The sequence below is a fragment of the Saccharopolyspora hattusasensis genome (assembly GCF_050972075.1).
Lineage (GTDB): Bacteria > Actinomycetota > Actinomycetes > Mycobacteriales > Pseudonocardiaceae > Saccharopolyspora > Saccharopolyspora hattusasensis.
Genome location: NZ_JBPCDC010000001.1, coordinates 5,297,848 through 5,319,604 on the forward strand (window position 1 = coordinate 5,297,848; position 21,757 = coordinate 5,319,604).

A 21,757-nucleotide genomic window follows, 5' to 3' on the forward strand; every position below is an offset into this window, starting at 1 on the left:
CGCTGGATGCTGCGCGGAGGAAATTCGCCACCTACGCCGGGTCATCACGAAACGACGAAGAGTGGCGAAGGGGGCACGCACGGCTTGACAGTCCGCACGTAGGCTGCATGGCATGGTCGAACCCCAGCTGCATCGCGTTACCTTGCCCAATGGGCTGCGCGTGGTGTTGGCACCGGACTCGGCAGCGGGCCGAGCATCGTCAGGGCAGGCCCCTGTGGTCGGTGTCAGCGTGCACTACGACGTGGGCTTTCGCTCGGAACCGGAGGGGCGCACCGGTTTCGCGCACCTCTTCGAGCATTTGATGTTCCAAGGCAGCGAGAGCCTGGAGAAACTCGCGCACTTCCGGCACGTGCAGGGCTCCGGTGGCACGTTCAACGGTTCGACGCACCAGGACTACACCGACTACTACCAGGTGCTGCCGTCGGCGGCGCTGGAGCGGGCGTTGTTCCTCGAAGCGGACCGGATGCGGGCGCCGAAGATCACCGAGGAGAACCTGCGCAACCAGGTGGACGTGGTGAAGGAGGAGATCCGCCTCAACGTCCTCAACCGCCCCTACGGCGGGTTCCCGTGGATCCTGCTGCCGCCGGTGCTCTACTCGACCTTCGCCAACGCGCACAACGGCTACGGCGACTTCACCGACCTGGAACAGGCGACCGTCGACGACTGTGCCGCGTTCTTCGACACCTTCTACGCGCCGGGCAACGCGGTGCTGACCATCGTCGGTGACATCGACGTCGAGCAGACCATCGACCTGGTCAACAAGCACTTCGGCGACGTGCCGGCGCGCGACCTCCCGCCGCGGCCGTCCTTCGCAGAGCCGTTCCCCGCCGGCGAGCTGCGCGGCAAGCACGCCGACCCGCACGCGCCACTGCCAGCCGTCGCGCTGGGGCACCGCCTGCCCGACCCGGTCTCCGAACTCGATGCCTACCTGGCGAACGTGGTTCTCGCGGCGATCTTGTCCGACGGCGATGCCTCCCGCCTGCAGCAGCGCCTGGTCTACCAGGACACTCTCGTGGTGGACGTGCACGCCGGCTGCGGCCTGATGGGAGCCCCGCTGGACGCCCGCGACCCGGATACGTTCACCGTCACCGCCATCCACACCCCGGAGGTCGAGCTCGACCGGGTGGTCGGCGCGATCGACGAGGAGCTGGAGAAGCTGGCCACCGATGGCCCGAGCGCGGACGAGTTGGCCCGCGTCACGGCACGCTGGGCCGCCAGCCTGTACCGGGAGCACGACCGGGTGGTCACGCGGACCCTCGACCTGGGCAGCGCCGAGCTGCTGCACGGTCGCGCCGAGCTGATCTCCGAGCTGCCGAAGCTGATCGGCAAGGTCAGCGCGGAGGCTGTCGCGTCGGCGGCGAAGGCGCTGCGGCCCGATGCGCGCGCGGTGCTGGAGATCGAACCCGCAGGCGACGAGAACGCGACAGGAGGTGCGGCATGACCCGCGCAACGCACCGGAGTGCCGAGGAGATCGGCCGCACCGAGCTCGGCCCGCGGCCGCTGCCGCCGCTCGGCGAGCCCCGCATCGGCCGCGCACCGGCCGCCGTGGACACCGTGCTGGACAACGGGCTGCGGGTGATCGCCGTCCGGCACGGCGTGGTCCCGATGGTCGAGCTGCGGCTGCGGATTCCGTTCGCCGGTGCGGAACAGAAGCACCCGGCCCGCGCCGAGCTGCTGGCCGAGGCGCTGTTGACCGGCACCGAGCGCCGCAACCGCGTGCAGGTGGACACGGATCTGGCAGCGGTGGGCGGCGACCTGCACGCGACCGTCGATCCGGAGCGGCTCAGCATCACCGGCGACGCGCTGGCCACCGGCTTGGACACCCTGCTCGACGTGCTCGCGGATGCGCTGACCGGCGCGGTGTACCGCGATGCGGAGGTCGAGGGGGAGCGCGCCCGGCTGGTCGAGCGGATCACCGTCGCGCGCTCGCAGCCGCGGGTGATCGCGCGGGAGGAGCTGCAGCGGCACCGCTACGGCGACCACCCGTTCGTCCGCGAGGTGCCGCAGGCCGAGGACGTCGCCGAGGTCAGCGTCGAGGAGGTCCGCACGCTGCACCGCGAAGCAGTGCTGCCACGGGGCTCGGTGCTGGCGCTGGTCGGCGACATCGACCCGGACCAGGCGGTGGCTGCCGTCGAGCGCAACCTGGCGGGCTGGCAGTCCGAGGACACCGCGCGCGAACTCCCGTCGCTGCCGGCGGTTCGCGGCGGCGACGTCCGGCTGGTGCACCGGGCCGGCGCGGTGCAGTCGCAGCTGCGGTTCTCAGCCCAGGCGTTGCCGCGCACCGACCCGCAGTACCCGGCTCTGCAGATCGCGAACCTGGTCTTCGGCGGCTACTTCTCCTCACGGCTGGTGGAGAACATCCGCGAGGACAAGGGCTACACCTACGGCGCGCACTCGTCGTTCGAGTTCACCCGGGGCAACGGCACGGTCCTCGTCGACGCCGACACCGCCAGTGAGGTAACCGCGGCCGCGTTGCTGGAGACCCGGTACGAGCTGGCCAGGCTGGCGCTGGTGCCACCGACCGAATCGGAGGTCGAGTCGGCCCGGCAGTACGCCATCGGGAGCCTGCTCACCTCGACCGCTTCGCAGTCCGGGATGGCGTCCACGCTCGTCGCGCTGGCCGCGGCGGGCCTGGGGCAGGACTGGCTGCTCGCGCACCCCGAGCGGTTGCGGGCGATCACGGTCGAGCAGGTGGGCGAGGCGGCGCGGCGCTTCACCCCGACCGCGTTCACCGGCGTTGTCGTCGGCGACGCGGATAAGCTCGCCGACCAGCTTCGACTGCTCGGGGGTGTGGTGTTGCCATGACGTGGTTGGACGGTGAGGCGGGCAAATGATTTCCGACGTGGTCGCCGGGGCGGGTTTCCAGCTGGACTCCGCGCCCCTGCTGTCCAGGTCCACTGTGGATCGCCGGGAGACGCTGCGGGAGACCCCGGACGGCGGGGCGGAGCTGTGGTCGACCGGTCGGGTCGTGCTGGTGGACGCCAAGGGACGCACCCGGATCGGCCCGGATTCGCGGCTGGTGGTGCACCCCGCGAGCGACTTCGGCGAACGTCCGGCCCCGAATGCGGTGCTGCTCGGCGCTGAGGGTGAGATCAGCTACTGGGCGCTGCGCAGCGAGCACGACGGTTCCCAGGACGACTGGCGGGACCTGCGCGCCGGCGGTGGTCTGCTCAACGACACCGACGCCGGGTTGTTCACCACCGCGGTCGGCCTCCTCGGCTGGCACGACAGCGCCCGCTACTGCGCGGTGTGCGGGGCGGCGACCACGCGGGTCCGCGCCGGTTGGGCGCGGCGTTGCACGGGTTGCGACCGCGAGGAGTACCCGCGCACCGATCCGGCCGTGATCTGCCTGGTGCACGACGGTGCGGACCATGTGCTGCTGGCCCGCCAGCCGATCTGGCCGCCGGAGCGGTACTCGGTGCTGGCCGGGTTCGTCGAGGCCGGCGAGTCGCTGGAAGCCTGCGTCTCGCGCGAAATCGCAGAGGAGGTGGGTGTCGCGGTCTCGGACGTCCGCTACCTCGGCAGCCAGCCGTGGCCGTTCCCGCGGTCGCTGATGCTGGGCTTCGCCGCGATCGCGGACCGGTCCGCGCCGCTTACGCCGGCCGACGGCGAGATCGAGGACGCCCGCTGGGTACACCGCGACACGGTTCGGGCGGCCCTGGAGTCGGCGGGCGCAGCGGTCGACGGCCTGCGGCTCCCGCCCGGGGTGTCCATCGCCTACCGCATGATCAAGGGCTGGGCCACCTGGAACGACTGACGCGGAAGGGCTGGTCGGGGCGCCTCCCCGGCCAGCCCTCCGACGGCATCCGGGCACGGCGGTGAGGATTTCTATGCCGCGGTTTCGGGCACCCGCAGCCCGATCATCGCTCGAATGTCGTGATCACCCGGGGGGTGTCAATTTCGCGAGAAATTGACCGCCACCCGGGTGAACGAGTGCGAATCACTCGTTGGAGGCCTCCGACACGCGGCACAGGGTGCTGGGGTGTGCCCCCGGTCGGGGGAGGCGGTCTGCGAAGATGCCGGGCATGACCGAGCAGCCGCGACTTCTGGAAGGGTTGGATCCGGAGCAGCGGCAGGCGGTCATCGCACCACGCGGCCCCGTGTGCGTGCTGGCGGGTGCGGGCACCGGCAAGACCCGCACGATCACCCATCGCATCGCCTTCCTCGTGCAGCGCGGGCTCGTCGCCCCGAACCAGGTGCTGGCGGTGACCTTCACGGCCCGGGCGGCGGGGGAGATGCGCACCCGGTTGCGCGCGCTCGGCGCGGCGGGGGTGCAGGCGCAGACCTTCCACGCGGCGGCCTTCCGGCAGCTGCGCTACTTCTGGCCGCGGGTGCACGAGACCCAGATGTGGCAGCTGACGGACAACAAGTTCCGGCTGGTCATGCAGGCCGCGAACAAGCTCGGCCTGTCCACCGAGCGGGAGGACGTCCGCGACCTGGCCGGCGAGATCGAATGGGCCAAGTCGTCGCTGGTCGGCCCCGAGCAGTACCCGGCCGCCGCGGCCGCCGCCGGGCGGGACGTGCCGGTGCTGCCGGAGCAGCTCAGCAAGGCGTTCGCGGCCTACGAGCAGCTGAAGAACCGGGCGCAGGTGCTGGACTTCGACGACCTGCTGCTGCACATCGTGGCGATCCTGGAGGACCAGCCGGAGATCACCGAGGAGTTCCGCAGCCGGTACCGGTCGTTCGTCGTGGACGAGTACCAGGACGTCAACCCGCTGCAGCAGCGGGTGCTCGACTCCTGGGTGGGCAACCGCGACGACCTCACGGTGGTGGGCGACGCGAACCAGACGATCTACTCGTTCGCGGGTGCCTCGCCGAAGTGGTTGATCGGCTTCCCGCGCAAGTACCCGGAAGCGACCGTGGTGCGCCTGGAGCGGGACTACCGGTCCACACCGCAGGTGGTGGGCCTGGCCAACCAGGTCATCGGTGCCGCGCGGGAGCGGCCGGCCGGCACGCGGCTGAAGCTGGTCGGGCAGCGCCCGGACGGGCCGCGCCCGGATTTCGCCGAGTACGACGACGAGACCGACGAGGCCGAGGCGATCGCCCGCAAGATCGCGCAGCTGGCCAAGCGGGGTGTTGCGTTGTCGGAGATCGCGGTGCTGTTCCGGGTCAACGCGCAGTCGGAGGTCTACGAGAAGGCGCTCTCCGACGCCGAGATCCCCTACCAGGTGCGTGGTGGTGAGCGGTTCTTCGCGCGCCCCGAGGTGCGGCAGGCCATGGTCACGCTGCGCGCCGCAGTCGCGCACGGCGCCGAAGCGGAGGACCTGCCCGCGACGGTCCGCTCGGTGCTGCGCGAGGTCGGGCTGACCGACGAGCCGCCTGCCGGTGGTGCCGCGCGCGAGCGGTGGGAGTTGTTGATCGCGCTTGTGGAGCTCGCGGAGGAGCTCGCCACGACGGTGCCCGACGCGGGCCTGTCCCGCTACGTCGCGGAGCTGGACGCGCGAGCCGAGTCCCAGCACCCGCCGACCGTCGAAGGCGTCACCCTCGCCTCGCTGCACGCCGCCAAGGGCCTCGAGTGGGACGCGGTTTTCCTGGTGGGGCTGGTCGAAGGCACGTTGCCCATCCAGCACGCCGACACCGACGCCGGCGTCGAGGAGGAACGCCGCCTGCTCTACGTCGGGGTCACCCGCGCCCGCGAGCACCTCTACCTGTCGTGGGCGCTGGCGCGCGCGGGTGGGCGCCGTTACCGGCGACGCAGCCGCTTCCTGTACAGCCTGGTGCCGGACGAGCACCCGGCGGCGCTGCCCAACAAGGTCAAGCAGCGCGAGCTGCTGTCGCGACCGGCGAAGTCCGCGAAGCCGCGTTGCCGCATTTGCAACGCCACGCTGGCGGGCACGATGGACATCAAGCTCGGCCGCTGCGCCGACTGTCCGTCCGATGTGGACGAAGACCTGCTGTCGCAGCTGAAGGCGTGGCGCAGCGAACGCGCCCGGCAGCTGAAGGTCCCCGCTTACGTGGTGTTCACCGACGCGACGCTGACCGCGATCGCGGAGCAGCGGCCGTTGGACGAGACCGCACTGGTGGGTATCTCCGGGATCGGGGCGTCGAAGTTGCAGAAGTTCGGCTCCGACGTGCTCGCGCTGATCCAGGGTGAGCGCCGCGACACGCCCTGAAATGCCTGGTGACGCAGGTTTTTCAGACGATCGAGCGGTTTCTTCGAAAAATACGTTGCGACCGGCACGGGTGTGCCAATAACCTGCAAGAGCGCGAGCCGTGGTTGGAAGAAACCCCGGCCTGAAGACCGAAGGGAGGTGGCCTTGGTGTCCACGATTCTGATGTCGAGCACCCCGAGCCGCCTCATGGTCGGGGCAATCGCGCTGTTCCGCGTCACTTTCGCGCCGTTCCCAGCTGTTGCCGAACACGATGCCGGCTATGGCCGAAAGCTCAACCCGCGTTGGTTCCGCGCGCTGCCGCTGACCGTGGTCGACCCACGGCGGTCCGCTTTTTGGCGATTCCTTGATCCACTGATCTAGGAATCTCCCCAGGCTTCTCGAAGGCCGCGGACCCCGCATCGGGTCCGCGGCCTTCTTGTTGTTCCTGGTTTTCCGCCATCCACAACCACAAACTGCTGCCGACCGACTACAGGAGGAAGTTTCATGTTGACCGCGAGTGTGCCGATAGCAAGCGCGGGCGAGGGCTTGCTGCCGGACGGGGACACCGTGGCCGGCCTCTTCGACAGCCCCGCGACGGCGCTGGACAGCCACCTGCCCTGCCGTCAGGACCCGGACCTGTGGTTCGCCGAGAACCCGCGGGAGCTGGACCAGGCCAAGTCGCTGTGCGCCGACTGCCCGATCAAGACCGAATGCCTGGCCGGTGCGCTGTCGCGCGGCGAGCCGTGGGGGGTCTGGGGCGGCGAGATCTTCGAGCGGGGCGCGGTGGTCGCCCGCAAGCGCCCCCGCGGCCGCCCACGCAAGCACCCGCTGCCGACCGAGGCACCGGCCGCCGCCGCGGCCGAGCGACGGCGTCAGGAGCAGGCGGCATGACCTACGACCGAATTCCCGAACCCATCACCGACACCCGGATGAAGGACGAGGTACGAATGTTGATGCCCGAGGACTTGTCCCGGATACGAAGTAACGAGCTGATGGAGGAAGCGCACCGACAACGGCTGGCGCGGCAGATATCCGCCGGCCGCTGGTGGCGTTGGCTCGCCGATTACGCCGGTCGGCGCGCGGAACGCGCAGCCCGATGTTCTTGAGCCCGCCGAAGCCGGGATCGGCTCGGCGGGCGAAGGTAGTCGCGCGACGCTGAAAAATCCCGCACCGAAACGGATTTCCAGTCGCCGTCTCATTCGGACGGTTCCCGGCCGGCACACCGGTCGGGAACCCCACGGTCGTGGCGGCGGCTGGGAGTCCGCTCCGCCGAACGAACCTCGCTGCGTGCTCGACGGTTCGCGCACCTTGAAAACTCCAAGCACCTGCCGGGGCATTGACCGTATCGTGATGCCCCGTGGCCGGACATTCGCATGACAACATCGACTGGGACGAGCACCTGCAGCGACTCCGCGACGGCGACGAGCTGAACGCGCCGGAGATCGCCGGACTCGTCGCCCAGTTGCTGCGCCCGACCGATCGCACCTTGATCGAGGTCGGTGCCGGGGCGGGCGGCGTTCGCGGCGGCGCTGGCGGACTCGGGCGGCGAGCTGACCGTCGTGGACACGGCACCGCAGCTGCTCGCGGCGGCCGGTGACCGCGTCAAGCGGGTTTCCGACCGGGTGGCGGTCCATGCCGTCCAGGCGGACGCCGGCGAGGACTCGCTGGTCGAAGCCCTCGAACGGGCCGGTGCTCCGGTCCAAGCCGACCTGGTCTTCGCGGCTTTCGTCGTGCACCACCTGCCCGACCAGCTGGCCGGGCTGCGCCGCCTGGCGAAGCTGGTGCGCCCGGGCGGGCGGCTGGCGGTCGTCGAGTTCGGGCTCGAAACGAGGGTGCTGCCGCCGGACGTCGGCCTCGGCGAGCCGGGTCTGGAGGCCCGGTTGATCGCCGGTCGCGAGGACTGGTTCCGGCAGATGCGGGCGGAGATGACCGGCTCGGTCCGGCTGCCGATCGGGTGGGGGAAGGCCCTGTCCGAGGTCGGCCTGGCCGAGGTGCGGTCGTGGAGCTACCTCGTGGACCGTCCGGCTCCGGTCTCCGGAGCCGCCCGCCAGGCTGTGCTGCGCCGGTTGCAGTTCCTCCGCCGGGACGCCGAGAACCGCGTCGGAGCGGCGGATCTGGCTGCGCTCGACCAGCTGCTCGACGAGTCGGGCGAGCACTACGCCGGGAACCGCGACGACGTGTACTACCTCACGGCCAACACGGTCCACCTCGGCACCCGACCTTAGATTTAGCGCCTGTTGGTGAATGGTCTGGGTGGGTGGTCGCTTAGCGGAACCTGAGCGGTTCCCTGGACTGCGGGTGCCCCTCCTGATGTATGTCCGTCCAATACGCGGCGGAGGGGCCGTCCTCGCCAGGAAACCGCTCAGAACCCGCCGATGGTCGTCTCGGCAAGGTGAATGCAAGCGGCTACGCCGCTTCCAAGGCGCGGACGGCATTCGCCGACAGGCGCTTAGGACTGAGGCCGACCAGTGGCCGCAATTTCACTTCGGAAGATTCACCGCCGGGGTCGGTCGCTGAAGCCCGGCTGCCAACGGGCGATGATGTCGCGGGCCCCGACCTCCGCGTCGAGCTGGCAGAGGATTCCGGTCGCGCCGAGCGTGACCCGGTGGATCAGCAGGTAATCCGGCGGCAGGTTCAGCGAGCGCCCGGTCCGGAAGTCCGGGCTGCGCAGGTCGCCGACCCGCTCCGCCTGGCGCTGTAACCAGCGCCGGGTGAAGTGGAACGTCGGCGTCCGGGCCGGGTCCACGAACGGCGCCAGGTAGGCCAGCACGTCCTCGGCCTGGATTTCCCGGTCGCCCTGCACGAACCGCTCCGCTCGCAGCAGGTCCAGCAGCTCCGCGGGCCTGTCCTCCAGCGCGAGCCGGATCATGCGGCCGAACGTCGCGGGCAGGCCGTCGGGCAGCCGGGAGACCGCGCCGAAGTCGATCACGCCGAGCTTGCCGTCCGGCAGCAGCATGAAGTTGCCGGGATGTGGGTCGGCGTGCAGCAGGCCCACCCGGGCTGGCGCGGAGTAGTGGAACTCGGCGAGCAGCCGACCCGCCGCATCGCGTTCCGCGCGATCGCCGTCGGCGATGATCCGCGCGTACGGCTTGCCCGTCACCCACTCCGTGACGACCACCTTCGGGGCGCTGGCGACCACGGCCGGCACCCGGACGTCGTCATCGCCGTGGAACACCCTGGCGAACGCCCGCTGGTTGTCGGCCTCGGTGCGGTAGTCGAGTTCCTCGACCATGCGGTCCTGCAGCTCCGCCAGCAGCGGCTTGACCTCGGCGCCTGGTGCCAAGGACTGGAAGAGCCGGGAGAAGCGCATCAGCTGGCGCAGATCGGAGCGCAACGCCTCGTCCGCGCCGGGGTACTGCACCTTGACGGCGACCTCGCGTCCGTCATGCCAGGTCGCGCGGTGCACCTGCCCGATGCTCGCGGCCGCTGCCGGGGTGTCGTCGAACTCGGCGAAGCGCTTCCGCCACGCGCGCCCGAGCTGCTCGTCAAGCACCCGGTGCACGCTGCTGGCGGGCATCGGCGGGGCCGCCGACTGCAGCTTGGTCAGCGCCTCGCGGTACGGGCCGGCCATCTCGTCCGGCACGGCCGCCTCGAACACGCTCAGGGCCTGGCCGAACTTCATCGCGCCACCCTTGAGCTGGCCCAGGACCGCGAACAACTGCTCCGCGGTCTTCGCCGACAAGTCGGCGCTGATCTCCGCGGGGTTCTGCCCGGTAAGCCGTTTCCCCCAACCAGCGGCCAGGCGGCCTGCGACACCGAGCGGCAGACTGGCGAGTTTCGCGGTGCGGTGTGCTGCCCGGCGGGGGATGTCGGCCACGAATTCTCCTTTGGTGCGCGCAGGAAAACCCTCTCGATGTCCGAAGACTCATTCGAAATCGAGAAGCCCAGTCACATGCTAGAGGTTTCCTGCGGCGCCTTGGACCGTGATCGACGCGTTGGACGCCATGTTGCGCCACCGGGCGCAGTCGTCGTTCCACCGAACAAGAGGGAGCGAGCCAGCACTTCGAGCCTTGGAACCGCCGATCCGCACTGAACACACGTGTATCCCTTCAACGTCCCGGCGCGTGGCCGGTGCGTGTCGAACGCTGGGGCGAAGCGCGTCGGCGGTACGGGCGGGTGGGCGGCCTCGCGGCGGCCCACCCGTGCCCGGTCACGCCTTACCGAGGATGCGGGTCATCTTGGTGCCGCAGACCGGGCAGGTGCCCTTGGCCATCCGGCGACCGTTGGTCTCCGAGACCTCACCGGAAAAGTCGCGCTTCTCCCGGCACTTCACGCAGTAGCCGTTGTACGTCTCGGCCACGGCTCCCCTCCTTCTCTCGTGACCCAGCGTCGTCGCTGGGTCGTCTGCGGCCCTCCTCCGGGCGGCTGGGGGAACGGTACATGTGGATCATTCGACATGCATGCATTAAGAGCATCGCATGTTCGACTTAACGGAGTAATCCCTCGGGGCGTTTACGATGCGTAGATGCTGAGGATCGGCTCACAGGGGGAACCGTTTGTCGGGGCCACTCGCTAAGGTCCACTCCCGTGGCTGAACCCCAGGTCGAGGTGCGCCGCAGCAAGCGCCGCCGGCAGACGGTGAGCGCGTATCGCGACGGCGACAAGATCGTGGTGCTGCTTCCGGCGCGGATGAGCCGAGCGGAGGAAAAGCGCTGGGTGGCGGACATGCTCAGCCGCCTGCAGCGCAGTGAGACGCGTCGGCGCTCGCCCGCGCGGGAATCCGACGAGGCGCTGTTCGAGCGGTGCGGCGAGCTGTCCGCGAAGTACCTCGACGGCCGGGCGCAACCGCAGGGTGTCCGGTGGGTGCCACCGATGCGCACGAGGTGGGCTTCCTGCACGCCCAGCGATGCCACCATTCGGGTGAGTCAGCGCCTCCGAGATGTACCTGGATGGGTGCTCGATTACGTGCTCGTGCACGAGCTGGCGCACCTGCTAGTGCCTGGCCACGGCGCCGACTTCTGGAAGTGGGTGCGCCGGTACCCGAAGACCGAACGGGCCATCGGCTACCTCGAAGGCCTCTCGGCGGCCGCCCAGCTCGGCATCGGCCTGGACAACGACGCGGACGACGACGCGGACGACGACGCCGAAGCGCCGGTGGGCTGCTGAGAGCCCGCGCAGCTTCGGCACGTCACGCGGCTTCACCGCGGGTGGGGTCAGCCGTGAGGCGCCGCCTGAGGTTCTGCCACCCTGCACCGCTAGCCGAGCCGAAGCCGAGCCGAAGCCGAGCCGATCTGTGCAGGACAGGGGCACCTCCGGACTTCCGGAGGTGCCCATCCGCTCGCAGGGTGCCGGGGCTCAGCTCCCGTCGCGCTTCGACGAGTCGTCGCCCCCGTCGTCGGACTTCGCCGCCTCGTCCGCCTCGGCGCGGCGGATCGCGGCGATCGGGTCGTCCAGGTCTGCCGAACCCGCGCCCCAGCGGTCGGCGAAGTCCAGCGGCTCGTCCAGGTCCGAGCTGTCCGGCAGCAGGTCGGGGTGGTCCCAGACCCGGTCCCGGCTGTCGATGCCGTGCCGCTCCGTCATCAGCCGCCACAGGTTCGCGGCGTCCCGCATCCGGCGGGGCCGCAGTTCCAGGCCGATGAGCGTGGCGAAGGTCTGCTCCGCCGGTCCGCCGCTGGCCCGCCGCCGCCGGACGGTCTCGCCCAGCGCGCCGGCGCCCGGCAGCCGCTCGCCGACGGCGTCCGCGACGACCACGTCGACCCAGCCCTCGACCAGCGCCAGCAACGTCTCCAGCCGGTTCAACGCGGCCTGCTGCTCGGGGGTGGTCTTCGGCTCGAGGACACCGGAGCCCATCAGCTCCTCCATCGAGCTCGGGTTGGCCGGATCGATCTTCCCGGCCAGGTCCTCCAGCGCCGAGGTGTCGATGTGGATGCCGCGGGAGTACTCCTCCACGGTCGCCAGCAGCCGCTGGCCGAGCCACGGGACGTGGCTGAACAGGCGGTGGTGCGCGGCCTCGCGGGCGGCGAGGAACACGGTCGCCTCGCTGATCGGCCGGTCCAGGCCCTCGATGAAGCGCCCGATGTTGGCGGGCAGCAGGGCGGCGGTACCGGCGGGGCCCAGCGGCAGGCCGACGTCGGTGGACGTCAGCACCTCGCCGCCGAGTTGGGCCAAGCCGTTGCCCAGCTGCGAGCCGAAGGTCATTCCGCCCATCTGCCCGAGCATCGACAGCAGCGGGCCGGCGGCCTGCTTCGCCTCCTCGGGCAGCGCCTCCAGCCAGGCGCTGGACATCCGCTGCGCGACCGGGTCGCACAGCCGCTGCCAGGTGGGCAGGGTCTTCTCCACCCAGTCCACCGACGACCAGGTCTGCACCGAGCGGACTCCGGCGGGCAGCGAGGTGGTGGCGTCCAGCCACAGCTCGGCTAGCCGGACCGCGTCCTCGCTCGCCTTCACCTGGTCCTGGCTGGGGCGCTCGGTGCGCTGGTTGTTGTGCAGTTGCTGCACCGCGAGTTGCTTGGCGAGCTCGTAGTTCACCGGGCCGGAGCCACCGCTGCCGGAGTGGCTGAGCGCCTGGCCGAGTTGGGTCAGCATCTGGCCGAGCTGGCCGATGTCGAAGTTCGGCATGCCGCCCGGTCCGGGCATGCCGCCGAAACCGAAACCGGGGAGGTCTCCGGGGTTTCCGGCGCCGCCCTCAGAGCGGCCTTGCGACGAGTCGCCCTTGTCAGGATCGTCGGGGTCCTGCGAGCTGAACCCGAACGGCAAGTTGGTCATAGTTCCACCGTACGCGGCAAGCGCCGCCTCACAGAAGGTGTCCGAAGCTCGCTCGCCGCGAACACCTAAAAGGTTCACGGGTGGCATGCTGGCGCGATGCGGCGTGCGGGGGCGGAAGAACAACCTGCCGGCTCTGACCACCGGAGGCCGTGGCCGGTCTTCGCTGGTCAGGGCCTCCGGGCCGTGCGGTCTGAACACGCCGTGGAGGCGAAACGTACGCTGTCACCTCGTGAACCGCCGCACGTGGACGCTGCTGACAAGCGTCGTACTGGTAGTCGTCTTCGGTTTGCTCGGCGCGTTCGTCCGGGTGCCCTACGTGGCGCTCGGTCCGGGGCCGACCTACGACACCCTCGGGCTCGACGGGAACGTTCCGGTCATCAGCATCGACGGTCAGCAGACCTTCCCGACCGGCGGCCACCTGAACATGACGACGGTGTCGGTGACCGATCAGCTGTCGTTGTTCGGCGCGCTGGGGCTGTGGGTGAGCGGCCGGTACGCGCTGGCGCCGCGCGAGCTGTACTTCCCGCCGGACAAGAGCGAGCAGCAGATCGAGCAGGAGAACACCAAGGCGTTCAACGACTCGCAGACCACGGCCGAGACCGCAGCCCTGCGCTACCTCGGTTATCCGACGAAGGTGCTGGCCGGCGAGATCGTCAAGGGCAGCCCGGCGGACGGCGTGCTGGAACCCGGCGATCACCTGTTGTCGGCCAACGGCAAGCCGGTGACCGACCCGGCGGCGCTGCGGGCGGCGCTCGTCGGCACCAAGCCCGGTGACCGGGCGGAGATCCGGTTCCGGCACGCGGACCAGCCCGAACAGCTCGCGGAGGTGCAGCTGGGCGCGAACCCGGGCGGCGACCCGCAGGGCTTCCTGGGGGTCGCCGCGATCGAGCGGCCGGATGTCAACTTCGACATCAAGATCAGCCTGGCCGACGTGGGCGGCCCGTCGGCGGGGCTGATGTTCAGCCTGGCGATCATCGACAAGCTGACCCCGGGCGAGCTCAACGGCGGCAAGTTCGTCGCGGGCACCGGGGAGATCAGCCCGACCGGTCAGGTCGGGGCGATCGGCGGCATCCCGTTCAAGATGGTCAAGGCACGCGAAGCGGGCGCGACGACCTTCCTGGTGCCGGCGGACAACTGCGCCGAGGCCAAGTCACAGGCCCCGGAGGGGCTGCAGCTCGCCAAGGTCGCCACCCTCGACGACGCGACCAAGGCCCTCGAAGAAGTGCGCAACGGGCAGGTCCCGGCCAGCTGCTGACCGGTTTCAACGGGGATCAGCGCGCTGGCCCCCGTTGGAGCCGGAAGGGTCACTCCGCGAATGTGGCGTGGAGGGCTGTGAGCAGGTTCGGGGCGAGCGACGGGTCCTGGATGACCTCGCCGCCGGATTCCGCGCCGGGCGCGCGCAGGCGCATCACGCACGCTTCGCCGCCGTCCCGCAGCACTGCCGCGACCAGTCGCGCCTCGCGGCGCTCCGGGTGCTCCGCGGCGATCTGCCGAGCCTCCTCGGAGTCGCCCGGCAGCTCCGCTTCCGCTTCCGGCGGGAGCACCACGATCTCCTGCACGAGCGCGCAGCCGGACACCTGCTCCGGCCACTCGATGCGGCCCAGCGCCTCGGCGAGGTCTTCGGCGGGCAGCGCCTCCTGCGCGATCGGGGTCAGCGGCGCGTTCGGGTCGAGCTGGTCGGCCAGCCCTGGTTCGGCGGCCAGCAGGCGGCCGGTGGACACGAGGGCGAACACCTGGGCGGGCTGGTCCCAGCCCGCGGCGTCGACGAACTCCTCGATCTCGCGGGCGGCCGACGTCAGCGCCGCGGCCAGGTCTTCGGGGGTCTCCGGTGGCATGCCGACATGGTCGCACCGCCGGGGTCGGCGCCTCCCGTCGGCCGAACCGATGACCTGCGAAAGATGTCCGCTTAATCCAGTTCGCGAAGCCGCTTCCAGGAACTTCTCGGCGGGGACGTAGAGTTGAACATCACGAGGGCGGCCGTCCGCCGGTATCGCCCAAGGCCTGCTGATCGTCACCAGGAGCGTGCGTTGTGGCCATGCGGCCCCCGGTAGGAATGCCGAAACTATCCCGGCGTAGCCGGATCCTGCTGATACTGGGCGGCATCGTGCTGGTCGCCCTGATCGCCGGATCGCGATTGCTGGGCACCTACGTGGACTGGCTGTGGTTCGGTGAGGTCGGCTACCGACAGGTCTTCACCACCCAACTGGCGTCCCGGGCCGGACTGGGGGTGGCCGCGGCCGTCTTCCTCGGCGGCGTGCTGGCCCTGAACCTCTGGCTGGCCTTCCGCAACCGGCCGGTGTTCGTGCCGGTCAGCGGGCCGGACGATCCGCTGGCCCGGTACCGCACCGTCGCCACCGAGCGCTCCCGCCTCTTCGGGCTCGGGGTGCCGATCGTGGTGGGCGTAATCGGCGGACTCGCCGCGCAGGCCGACTGGCAGACCTTGCAGCTGTTCCTCAACAGCGTGCCGTTCGGGCAGGTCGATCCCGAGTTCGGCAAGGACATCAGCTTCTACGCCTTCGAGCTGCCGTTCTGGCGGTTCCTGCTGTCGTGGGGATTCATCGCGGTCACCGTGTCCTTCATCGGCGCGCTGATCACGCACTACATCTTCGGCGGCATTCGGCTGGCGGGCCGCTCCGGGCAGCTGTCCATGCCCGCGCGCGTCCAGCTGGCCGTGCTGGCGGGCCTGTTCGTGCTGTTCAAGGCGGTCGACTACTTCCTGGACCGCTACGACCTGCTGCTGTCCTCGCGCAACCCGCTGTTCACCGGTGCCAGCTACACCGACCTGAACGCGGTGATGCCCGCGAAGCTGATCCTGATGTGCATCGCGGTGTTCTGCGCCATCGCGTTCTTCGCCGTGATCTTCCTGAAGAACCTGCAGATCCCGGCGCTGGCAACGGTGCTGCTGGTTCTCTCCAGCGTGGTGGTCGGCGCGGTCTGGCCAGCGCTGATGGAGCAGTTCTCGGTGCGCCCCAACGCGAACCAGCGGGAGGCGCAGTCGATCGAGCGCAACCTGGCCGCGACGAAGGCGGCGTTCAACATCGGCGAGCCCAACGTCGAGTTCGTCGACTACCCGGGCCGGACCCAGCTGCAGCCCAGCGATGTGGCCGCGGACAAGGGCACGATCCCGAACATCCGGTTGCTTGACCCGAACGTGCTGGCCCCGACGTTCACCCAGCTGACCCAGCAGTACAACTTCTACGGGTTCACCGACAAGCTGGACGTCGACCGGTACCGGGACACCAACGGCAACCTGCGGGATTATCTCGTCGCGCTGCGCGAGATCAACACCGACGGCCTGGCAGTGAACCAGCAGAACTGGATCAACCGGCACACCGTCTACACGCACGGCAACGGCTTCGTCGCCGCGCCAGCCGACCGGGTCGACTCGACGTTCAAGGAGGGGGCCACCCAGGGTGGCTACCCGGTCTTCCAGATCAGCGACGTGGCCAACAACGGCCAGGGCGCGATCCCGGTCAAGCAGCCGCGGGTGTACTACGGCGAGCTGGTGGGGCGCAACGACTACGCGATCGTCGGCGGCAGCCCCGGTGAGGCGCCGCGCGAGTACGACACCGACCAGCAGCAGTACACCTACACGGGCGCGGGCGGTGTCCCCGTCGGCAGCCTGTTCCAGCGCATGGTGTTCGCCGCCAACTACGGCGAGCGGAACTTCCTGTTCAGCGGTGCGATCGGGGACAACTCCAAGATCATCTACGAGCGGAACCCGCGGGACCGGGTGCAGAAGGTCGCGCCGTGGCTCAAGCTCGACGGCGACCCGTACCCGGCCGTGGTCGACGGCAAGGTCAAGTGGATCGTCGACGGCTACACGACGCTGAACAACTACCCGTACTCGGAGCTGACCGAGCTCGGTGCGGCCACCAACGACACCCTCACCGGTGTCGAGCGGCAGCCCAACCAGCAGATCAACTACATCCGCAACTCGGTGAAGGCGACCGTCGATGCCTACGACGGCACCGTCGACCTCTACTCGGTCGACGACAGGGACCCGGTCCTCAAGGCCTGGGAAGGCGTCTTCCCGGGTGTGGTCAAGCCGCAGAGCGCGATCAGCCCCGAGCTGCGCGACCACTTCCGGTACCCGGAGGACATCTTCAAGGTGCAGCGCACGCTGCTCACCCAGTACCACGTCGACAACCCGGGCGACTTCTTCTCCAGCCAGACCTTCTGGCAGGTGCCGTCCGACCCGACCGGCCGCGGTAACGCCGCCACGACCGCGGGGCAGCAGCCCCCGTACTACGTGCTCGCCCAGGTCCAGGGCCAGGACAGGCCCGAGTTCCAGCTGACCAGCGCGCTCACCGCGCTGCGCCGCGAAAACCTGGCGGCCTGGGTCTCGGCGTCCTCCGAGCCCAGCAGCTACGGCAAGCTCACGGTGCTGCGGCTGCCGACCAACAACTCGACACCGGGCCCGAACCAGGTCCAGAACCAGATGGAGTCGACGCCCGCGGTCACCGAGAACCGGACGCTGTTCAACAACCCGAACGTGACCGCGATCTTCGGCAACCTGCTGACCCTCCCGGTCGCGGGCGGTCTGCTCTACGTCGAACCGATCTATATCCAGCGCAACGAGCAGAACTCCTATCCTCAGCTGGCGCGGGTGCTGGTGTCCTTCGGCGGCAAGGTCGGGTTCTCCGAGACCCTGGCCGGAGCGCTGGAGCAGGTGTTCGGTTCCGGGGCGGGGCAGGCCACCAACCCGGGCCAGAACGGCCAGCAGCCGCCGCCGGCGCAGAACCAGCAGCCGCTGGCGCCCGGCAGCACCCCCCAGCTGTCCCAGGCGGTGACGGACATCCGGGCGGCCCTGGAGCACGTCCGGGCGGCCCAGCAGTCCGGCAACTTCGCCGACCTCGGCGCGGCTTACCAGCAGCTCGACGACGCGGTCAAGCGGTTCGAGCAGGCGCAGGGCAGCGGCGGCTGATCGACGCCGACGACCGGGGCGGGGATCGTGCAAGGCGGTCCCCGCCTCGTCGCTTTTCCGGGGGACCGATCGAGTGCGAATGTCGTGCGTCACTTCTGTGGCCAGGCGATTTGCAATACGCTTCATCGCCCCGTAAAGTTGGGTACACAACGACGCGGGGTGGAGCAGCTCGGTAGCTCGCTGGGCTCATAACCCAGAGGTCGCAGGTTCGAATCCTGTCCCCGCTACCATTCCGGTGTTCAAGCCCCCGACTTTGTCGGGGGCTTTTCCCGTTGTCCTTATTTCTTTACGGGGGCCGAGCCCCGTAGGCCCCCACGGTGCGATGGTCGCTCTTCGTTGGCTTCCCGCTTTTTTGGGGGGCGTTCCCGGCCTGGGTTCTGGACCAGCCTTTTCGTTCGGTGTGTTCGGGCTGGGGTGGCGGCTTGCGGTGGACTTTGCGTTGGGTGGTTTTCGGCGCTTGGGCCTGTTGGGTGGTCGTTGTCGGCTTGGTTTTTGGGTTTTTGCTGGTGGGGTGAGGTTTCGAGGTTTGGGGGACCCCCTTGTTCCGGGGGTTTTGGGGGTGTGTAGAGTACTCCGTACAAGAGAAAAACGCAGACGGCGCGGGGTGGAGCAGCTCGGTAGCTCGCTGGGCTCATAACCCAGAGGTCGCAGGTTCGAATCCTGTCCCCGCTACTAATGGTGAAGCCCCCGACTTAGGTCGGGGGCTTCACCGATTCTTGGGTCTTCCGGTTATTTGAGGCCTTCGGCCCATTGGCGGGCGCAGGTCGGGGAGCAGACCCTCCCTTCTCCCCGCACCACTCCTGCCGGGCGCATCGCTCGTCCGCACACCATGCAGGCGTCTGTTTCGCCTTCTCTCTGCACGGGTACCAGTGACCTGGCTCGTTTGGCTTGTTCGGTGACCTTGTTGGTCATCTTCGTCTTGCTCTCGTTGACCTTGGTGCGCAACCAACTGCGATGCACGCCCAGCACCTCCTGAATCGGCCGCTCATCGGCCGCCAACTTGTCGGCCAAATGCAGATTGCTAGTTACTTGCCGTAGTTGTGCTGCTCCGCAACGTGATAGCACCTCATTGCGCCGCGAAGACCCCCCATCCAGGCGAACCGTGCGAATCCTCGTCGCAATACGTGCAGACATGCGACCGCAAACGTGTGCGCCCCGTGTCCGGTGCCGCCGCCCCGCCAGTCGTCTGGAGCGCGCGCCAATGGCGCAATCGTTCGTCCACTTGGACCAGTCCATTGCAACCACTGTGGACAGAACCGGGGACCACTGTGGACAGCGACGCGGAGGCATGGCACCGTGGAAGTTGTGACCGAGCTGAATGCGACATCCGCTGCCCTGTTGGGACTACTGCACGAAGGTCCGAAGACCGGTGGCCAGCTGGTTGCTGCCGCCACCGAGCGCTTCGGAGGGTTCTTCAGCGTGACCCGCAGCCAGGTATACCGCGAGCTGCCCGCGCTGACCGACGCCGGCCTGCTGCGCCTCGGCAAGCAGGGGCCGCGCTCCAGCCAGCAGTACGCGATCACGGCCGCCGGCAAGCGCGCCTTCAAGTCGTGGCTGAACACCGAACCGGGGCCGGACAACGTCCGCAGCCCGCTGATCCTCCGGCTCGTCTACTCGGGTTCCCTGACGCCGAAGCAGCGCTCCGGGCTGGTCGAGTCGGCCCGAGCCCAGTACGCGGTGAAGATGGACGAGGCGAAGAACGCGGCCAAGGCCGTGACCGACCCGTACGAGAAGGCGGCCGCGGACTTCACCGTGTCCTACAACCGGGCGATCATCAAGCTGCTGGACTCGATTCCGGACTGAGTTCCCGGGCCGAACCGTCGTGAGTGGCGGGAGTCACCTCGATGGCCAGAACCACTCACGGCCGGAAACGGGCCGTCCTCGTGGGCGGCCCGTGCTCGGTGAAGTACGCTGAGCACTGTGAATCCCGACGTCGCTGCCTCGCTCAAAGAACTGTCCAACACCCTCGAAGGCATCGAGAGCGTGATGGATCTGGCCGCGCTGCGCGCGAAGATCGGTGAGCTCGAGGCCGAGGCCGCCAAGCCGGATCTGTGGGACGACGTCGAGCACGCGCAGCGGGTCAGCAGCCAGCTCGTGCACCGCCAGGCCGAACTGCGCAAGATCACCGAGCTGCGGCAGCGCCTCGAAGACCTCGAAGTGCTCTACGAGCTCAGCGAAGACGAAGGCGATTCGGCCGGGCTGTCCGAGGCCGACGAGGAGCGGGACCGCCTCAAGAAGGACCTCGAAGCCCTCGAGGTGCGCACGCTGCTCTCCGGCGAGTACGACCAGCGCGAGGCGATGGTGACCATCCGCGCCGAGGCCGGCGGCGTCGACGCGGCCGACTTCGCCGAGATGCTGATGCGGATGTACTTGCGCTGGGCCGAACGGCACTCCTACCCGGCGGAGGTCTACGACACCTCCTACGCCGAAGAAGCCGGCCTGAAGTCGGCCACGTTCCGGGTCAACGCCCCCTACGCCTACGGCACTCTCTCGGTCGAGCAGGGCACCCACCGGCTGGTGCGGATCTCGCCGTTCGACAACCAGGGCCGGCGGCAGACCTCCTTCGCCGGCGTCGAGGTGCTGCCGGCCGTGGAGGAGACCGACCACGTCGACATCCCGGAGAAGGACATCCGGGTCGACGTCTTCCGCTCCTCGGGCCCCGGCGGGCAGAGCGTGAACACCACCGACTCCGCCGTGCGCATCACGCACATCCCGACCGGCATCGTGGTGTCCTGCCAGAACGAGAAGTCGCAGCTGCAGAACAAGGCCGCCGCGATGCGCGTCCTGCAGTCCAAGCTGCTGGCCCGCAAGAAGGAGGAGGAGCGCGCCGAGCTGGACGCCCTCAAGGACAGCGGGTCGAGCTGGGGCAACCAGATGCGCTCCTACGTACTGCACCCGTACCAGATGGTCAAGGACCTGCGCACCGAGCACGAGGTCGGCAACCCCGACGCGGTGCTAGACGGCGACATCGACGGATTCCTGGAGGCCGGCATCCGCTGGCGCCGCCAGCAACAGAGCGTGGCCTGACCAGTACCGCGCGCAGGGCCCTACCGGCGACGAACCCGCAGGTGATCGCCGGTACAGCCGCCGGTCTGGGTGAGTGATGTCCCCCTAACGGTCGCAGGTAAACTCACGCCCCGTGATCCGCCTTGAGCACGTGTCCAAGACGTACAAGACGTCGACCAGGCCCGCTCTCGACGATGTCTCGGTGGGCATCGAAAAGGGCGAGTTCGTGTTCCTCATCGGGCCCTCCGGGTCCGGCAAGTCGACGTTCATGCGGCTGCTGCTGCGCGAGGACGTGCCCACCCGCGGACGGGTCTTCGTCGCCGACTGGAACGTCGCAAAACTGCCGCGGCGCCGCGTCCCCCGGCTGCGCCAGCGCATCGGCTGCGTGTTCCAGGACTTCCGGCTGCTGAACAACAAGACGGTCGCGGAGAACGTCGCGTTCGCGCTGGAAGTGATCGGCAAGCCCCGCAACGACATCCGCCGCGTGGTGCCCCAGGTGCTGCAGCTGGTCGGCCTGGAGGGCAAGGCCGACCGGATGCCCCACGAGCTCTCCGGTGGTGAGCAGCAGCGCGTCGCGATCGCGCGGGCCTTCGTCAACCGGCCGCTGGTGCTGCTCTGCGACGAGCCGACCGGAAACCTCGACCCCGACACCAGCCAGGACATCATGTTGTTGCTGGAACGGATCAACCGCACCGGCACCACGGTGGTCATGGCCACGCACGACCACTCCATCGTCGACTCGATGCGGCGCCGCGTCGTCGAGCTCAGCCTCGGCCGGGTCGTCCGCGACGATGCCCGCGGCGTCTACGGCGTCGGCCGCTAGGGAGTGTTTCGAAATTGGTTTGCGTAGCGGTGCTGGTGGCGGAACCTCAGATGCCACCTCACTTTGGGATCCCCGGCATCATGAATGCCATTCACCACGTCGGGGCTGTCCTCGCGAGGAGACGTCTGAGAACCCGCGGCGGTGCGAGTTGATTCCCACACCGCAAGCGGCTACCGCCGCTTATCAGACACGACCTAGCCCCGA

Annotated in this window: 20 protein-coding genes and 2 tRNA genes; 17 read left to right on the forward strand and 5 right to left on the reverse strand. The window is 69.2% G+C overall.

Going from position 1 to position 21,757, the window contains the following annotated elements; all coding sequences use genetic code 11:
• Positions 1–112: 112 nt before the first annotated feature.
• The 9 genes from ACRXBZ_RS25220 (at position 113) to ACRXBZ_RS25260 (ending at position 8,317) form a co-directional block, all read left to right on the forward strand.
• Complete coding sequence (locus ACRXBZ_RS25220) at positions 113–1,441, forward strand: M16 family metallopeptidase (protein WP_433881195.1); 1,329 nt, start codon at positions 113–115, stop codon at positions 1,439–1,441.
• Entirely contained in the window at positions 1,438–2,805 is a 1,368-nt protein-coding gene (locus tag ACRXBZ_RS25225) for a M16 family metallopeptidase (protein ID WP_433881196.1), read from the forward strand. The genes ACRXBZ_RS25220 and ACRXBZ_RS25225 overlap by 4 nt, the downstream gene beginning before the upstream one ends.
• A 25-nt stretch (positions 2,806–2,830) precedes the next feature.
• Complete coding sequence (gene nudC, locus ACRXBZ_RS25230; protein ID WP_210435598.1) at positions 2,831–3,757, forward strand: NAD(+) diphosphatase; 927 nt, start codon at positions 2,831–2,833, stop codon at positions 3,755–3,757.
• 268 nt (positions 3,758–4,025) lie between these two features.
• Complete coding sequence (locus ACRXBZ_RS25235; protein ID WP_433881197.1) at positions 4,026–6,113, forward strand: ATP-dependent DNA helicase UvrD2; 2,088 nt, start codon at positions 4,026–4,028, stop codon at positions 6,111–6,113.
• 147 nt (positions 6,114–6,260) lie between these two features.
• Positions 6,261–6,473, forward strand: coding sequence for a hypothetical protein (locus ACRXBZ_RS25240; protein ID WP_433881198.1), 213 nt, complete (start codon positions 6,261–6,263; stop codon positions 6,471–6,473).
• A gap of 123 nt (positions 6,474–6,596) precedes the next feature.
• The gene (locus ACRXBZ_RS25245; protein ID WP_433881199.1) at positions 6,597–6,983 is read left to right on the forward strand and encodes a WhiB family transcriptional regulator; all 387 of its coding nucleotides are present in this window, start codon (positions 6,597–6,599) and stop codon (positions 6,981–6,983) included.
• On the forward strand, positions 6,980–7,198 hold the full coding sequence (locus tag ACRXBZ_RS25250; protein ID WP_433881200.1) for a hypothetical protein: 219 nt from the start codon (positions 6,980–6,982) through the stop codon (positions 7,196–7,198). Before ACRXBZ_RS25245 ends, ACRXBZ_RS25250 begins: the two co-directional genes overlap by 4 nt.
• Before the next feature lie 251 nt (positions 7,199–7,449).
• The gene (locus ACRXBZ_RS25255) at positions 7,450–7,689 is read left to right on the forward strand and encodes a hypothetical protein (RefSeq protein ID WP_433881201.1); all 240 of its coding nucleotides are present in this window, start codon (positions 7,450–7,452) and stop codon (positions 7,687–7,689) included.
• Positions 7,652–8,317 carry a class I SAM-dependent methyltransferase gene (locus ACRXBZ_RS25260; RefSeq protein WP_433881202.1) on the forward strand — a complete coding sequence of 222 codons (666 nt, stop codon included), beginning with the start codon at positions 7,652–7,654 and terminating at the stop codon, positions 8,315–8,317. Before ACRXBZ_RS25255 ends, ACRXBZ_RS25260 begins: the two co-directional genes overlap by 38 nt.
• Before the next feature lie 269 nt (positions 8,318–8,586).
• Here ACRXBZ_RS25260 and ACRXBZ_RS25265 read toward each other — a convergent pair whose 3' ends face one another.
• Together ACRXBZ_RS25265 and ACRXBZ_RS25270 are read right to left on the reverse strand one after the other, a co-directional pair.
• Positions 8,587–9,909, reverse strand: coding sequence for an ABC1 kinase family protein (locus ACRXBZ_RS25265; protein WP_433881203.1), 1,323 nt, complete (start codon positions 9,907–9,909; stop codon positions 8,587–8,589).
• A 333-nt stretch (positions 9,910–10,242) separates the two neighbouring features.
• Positions 10,243–10,392 carry a DUF5679 domain-containing protein gene (locus ACRXBZ_RS25270; protein ID WP_010693945.1) on the reverse strand — a complete coding sequence of 50 codons (150 nt, stop codon included), beginning with the start codon at positions 10,390–10,392 and terminating at the stop codon, positions 10,243–10,245.
• A 227-nt stretch (positions 10,393–10,619) separates the two neighbouring features.
• Here ACRXBZ_RS25270 and ACRXBZ_RS25275 point away from each other — a divergent pair, with 227 nt between their 5' ends.
• Positions 10,620–11,198, forward strand: a complete 579-nt coding sequence (locus tag ACRXBZ_RS25275) for a M48 family metallopeptidase (RefSeq protein ID WP_433881204.1) — start codon at positions 10,620–10,622, stop codon at positions 11,196–11,198.
• A gap of 189 nt (positions 11,199–11,387) precedes the next feature.
• Here ACRXBZ_RS25275 and ACRXBZ_RS25280 read toward each other — a convergent pair whose 3' ends face one another.
• On the reverse strand, positions 11,388–12,797 hold the full coding sequence (locus tag ACRXBZ_RS25280; RefSeq protein WP_433881205.1) for a zinc-dependent metalloprotease: 1,410 nt from the start codon (positions 12,795–12,797) through the stop codon (positions 11,388–11,390).
• A gap of 229 nt (positions 12,798–13,026) precedes the next feature.
• Between ACRXBZ_RS25280 and ACRXBZ_RS25285 the strand changes: the two genes are divergently transcribed.
• Positions 13,027–14,052: a YlbL family protein gene (locus tag ACRXBZ_RS25285; protein WP_433881206.1), complete on the forward strand. Its 1,026-nt coding sequence runs from the start codon at positions 13,027–13,029 to the stop codon at positions 14,050–14,052.
• 49 nt (positions 14,053–14,101) lie between these two features.
• Here ACRXBZ_RS25285 and ACRXBZ_RS25290 read toward each other — a convergent pair whose 3' ends face one another.
• Positions 14,102–14,632: a PPA1309 family protein gene (locus tag ACRXBZ_RS25290; protein WP_433881207.1), complete on the reverse strand. Its 531-nt coding sequence runs from the start codon at positions 14,630–14,632 to the stop codon at positions 14,102–14,104.
• Between the two features lie 200 nt (positions 14,633–14,832).
• On the opposite strand from ACRXBZ_RS25290, the gene ACRXBZ_RS25295 reads away from it, so the two are divergent.
• The 3 genes from ACRXBZ_RS25295 (at position 14,833) to ACRXBZ_RS25305 (ending at position 18,396) form a co-directional block, all read left to right on the forward strand.
• Complete coding sequence (locus ACRXBZ_RS25295; protein WP_433883969.1) at positions 14,833–17,724, forward strand: UPF0182 family protein; 2,892 nt, start codon at positions 14,833–14,835, stop codon at positions 17,722–17,724.
• A 153-nt stretch (positions 17,725–17,877) separates the two neighbouring features.
• A tRNA-Met gene (locus tag ACRXBZ_RS25300) sits at positions 17,878–17,954 on the forward strand.
• Positions 17,955–18,322: 368 nt separating this feature from the next.
• Positions 18,323–18,396 (forward strand) — tRNA-Met (locus ACRXBZ_RS25305).
• A 57-nt stretch (positions 18,397–18,453) separates the two neighbouring features.
• Here ACRXBZ_RS25305 and ACRXBZ_RS25310 read toward each other — a convergent pair.
• A complete protein-coding gene (locus ACRXBZ_RS25310; RefSeq protein WP_223839515.1) occupies positions 18,454–18,735 on the reverse strand; it encodes a hypothetical protein in 282 nt (93 codons plus the stop codon).
• 294 nt (positions 18,736–19,029) lie between these two features.
• On the opposite strand from ACRXBZ_RS25310, the gene ACRXBZ_RS25315 reads away from it, so the two are divergent.
• The 3 genes from ACRXBZ_RS25315 to ftsE all read left to right on the forward strand — a co-directional run bounded on the left by ACRXBZ_RS25315 (position 19,030) and on the right by ftsE (position 21,553).
• Positions 19,030–19,527 (forward strand): PadR family transcriptional regulator, encoded by a 498-nt coding sequence (locus ACRXBZ_RS25315; RefSeq protein WP_168586739.1) that lies wholly within the window; start codon positions 19,030–19,032, stop codon positions 19,525–19,527.
• Positions 19,528–19,644: 117 nt separating this feature from the next.
• Positions 19,645–20,751, forward strand: coding sequence for a peptide chain release factor 2 (gene prfB, locus ACRXBZ_RS25320; RefSeq protein ID WP_433881208.1), 1,107 nt, complete (start codon positions 19,645–19,647; stop codon positions 20,749–20,751).
• 112 nt (positions 20,752–20,863) lie between these two features.
• Positions 20,864–21,553: a cell division ATP-binding protein FtsE gene (gene ftsE / locus ACRXBZ_RS25325; protein ID WP_168586741.1), complete on the forward strand. Its 690-nt coding sequence runs from the start codon at positions 20,864–20,866 to the stop codon at positions 21,551–21,553.
• The last annotated feature ends 204 nt before the right edge of the window (positions 21,554–21,757 follow it).

Coding starts and splice junctions, on each gene's coding strand:
- ACRXBZ_RS25245 (WP_433881199.1), top strand. CDS start 6,597: ATGTTGACCGCGAGTGTGCCGATAGCAAGCGCGGGCGAGGGCTTGCTG.
- ACRXBZ_RS25235 (WP_433881197.1), top strand. CDS start 4,026: ATGACCGAGCAGCCGCGACTTCTGGAAGGGTTGGATCCGGAGCAGCGG.
- ACRXBZ_RS25220 (WP_433881195.1), top strand. CDS start 113: ATGGTCGAACCCCAGCTGCATCGCGTTACCTTGCCCAATGGGCTGCGC.
- ACRXBZ_RS25290 (WP_433881207.1), bottom strand. CDS start 14,632: ATGCCACCGGAGACCCCCGAAGACCTGGCCGCGGCGCTGACGTCGGCC.
- ACRXBZ_RS25295 (WP_433883969.1), top strand. CDS start 14,833: ATGCGGCCCCCGGTAGGAATGCCGAAACTATCCCGGCGTAGCCGGATC.
- ACRXBZ_RS25225 (WP_433881196.1), top strand. CDS start 1,438: ATGACCCGCGCAACGCACCGGAGTGCCGAGGAGATCGGCCGCACCGAG.
- nudC (WP_210435598.1), top strand. CDS start 2,831: ATGATTTCCGACGTGGTCGCCGGGGCGGGTTTCCAGCTGGACTCCGCG.
- ACRXBZ_RS25280 (WP_433881205.1), bottom strand. CDS start 12,797: ATGACCAACTTGCCGTTCGGGTTCAGCTCGCAGGACCCCGACGATCCT.
- ACRXBZ_RS25250 (WP_433881200.1), top strand. CDS start 6,980: ATGACCTACGACCGAATTCCCGAACCCATCACCGACACCCGGATGAAG.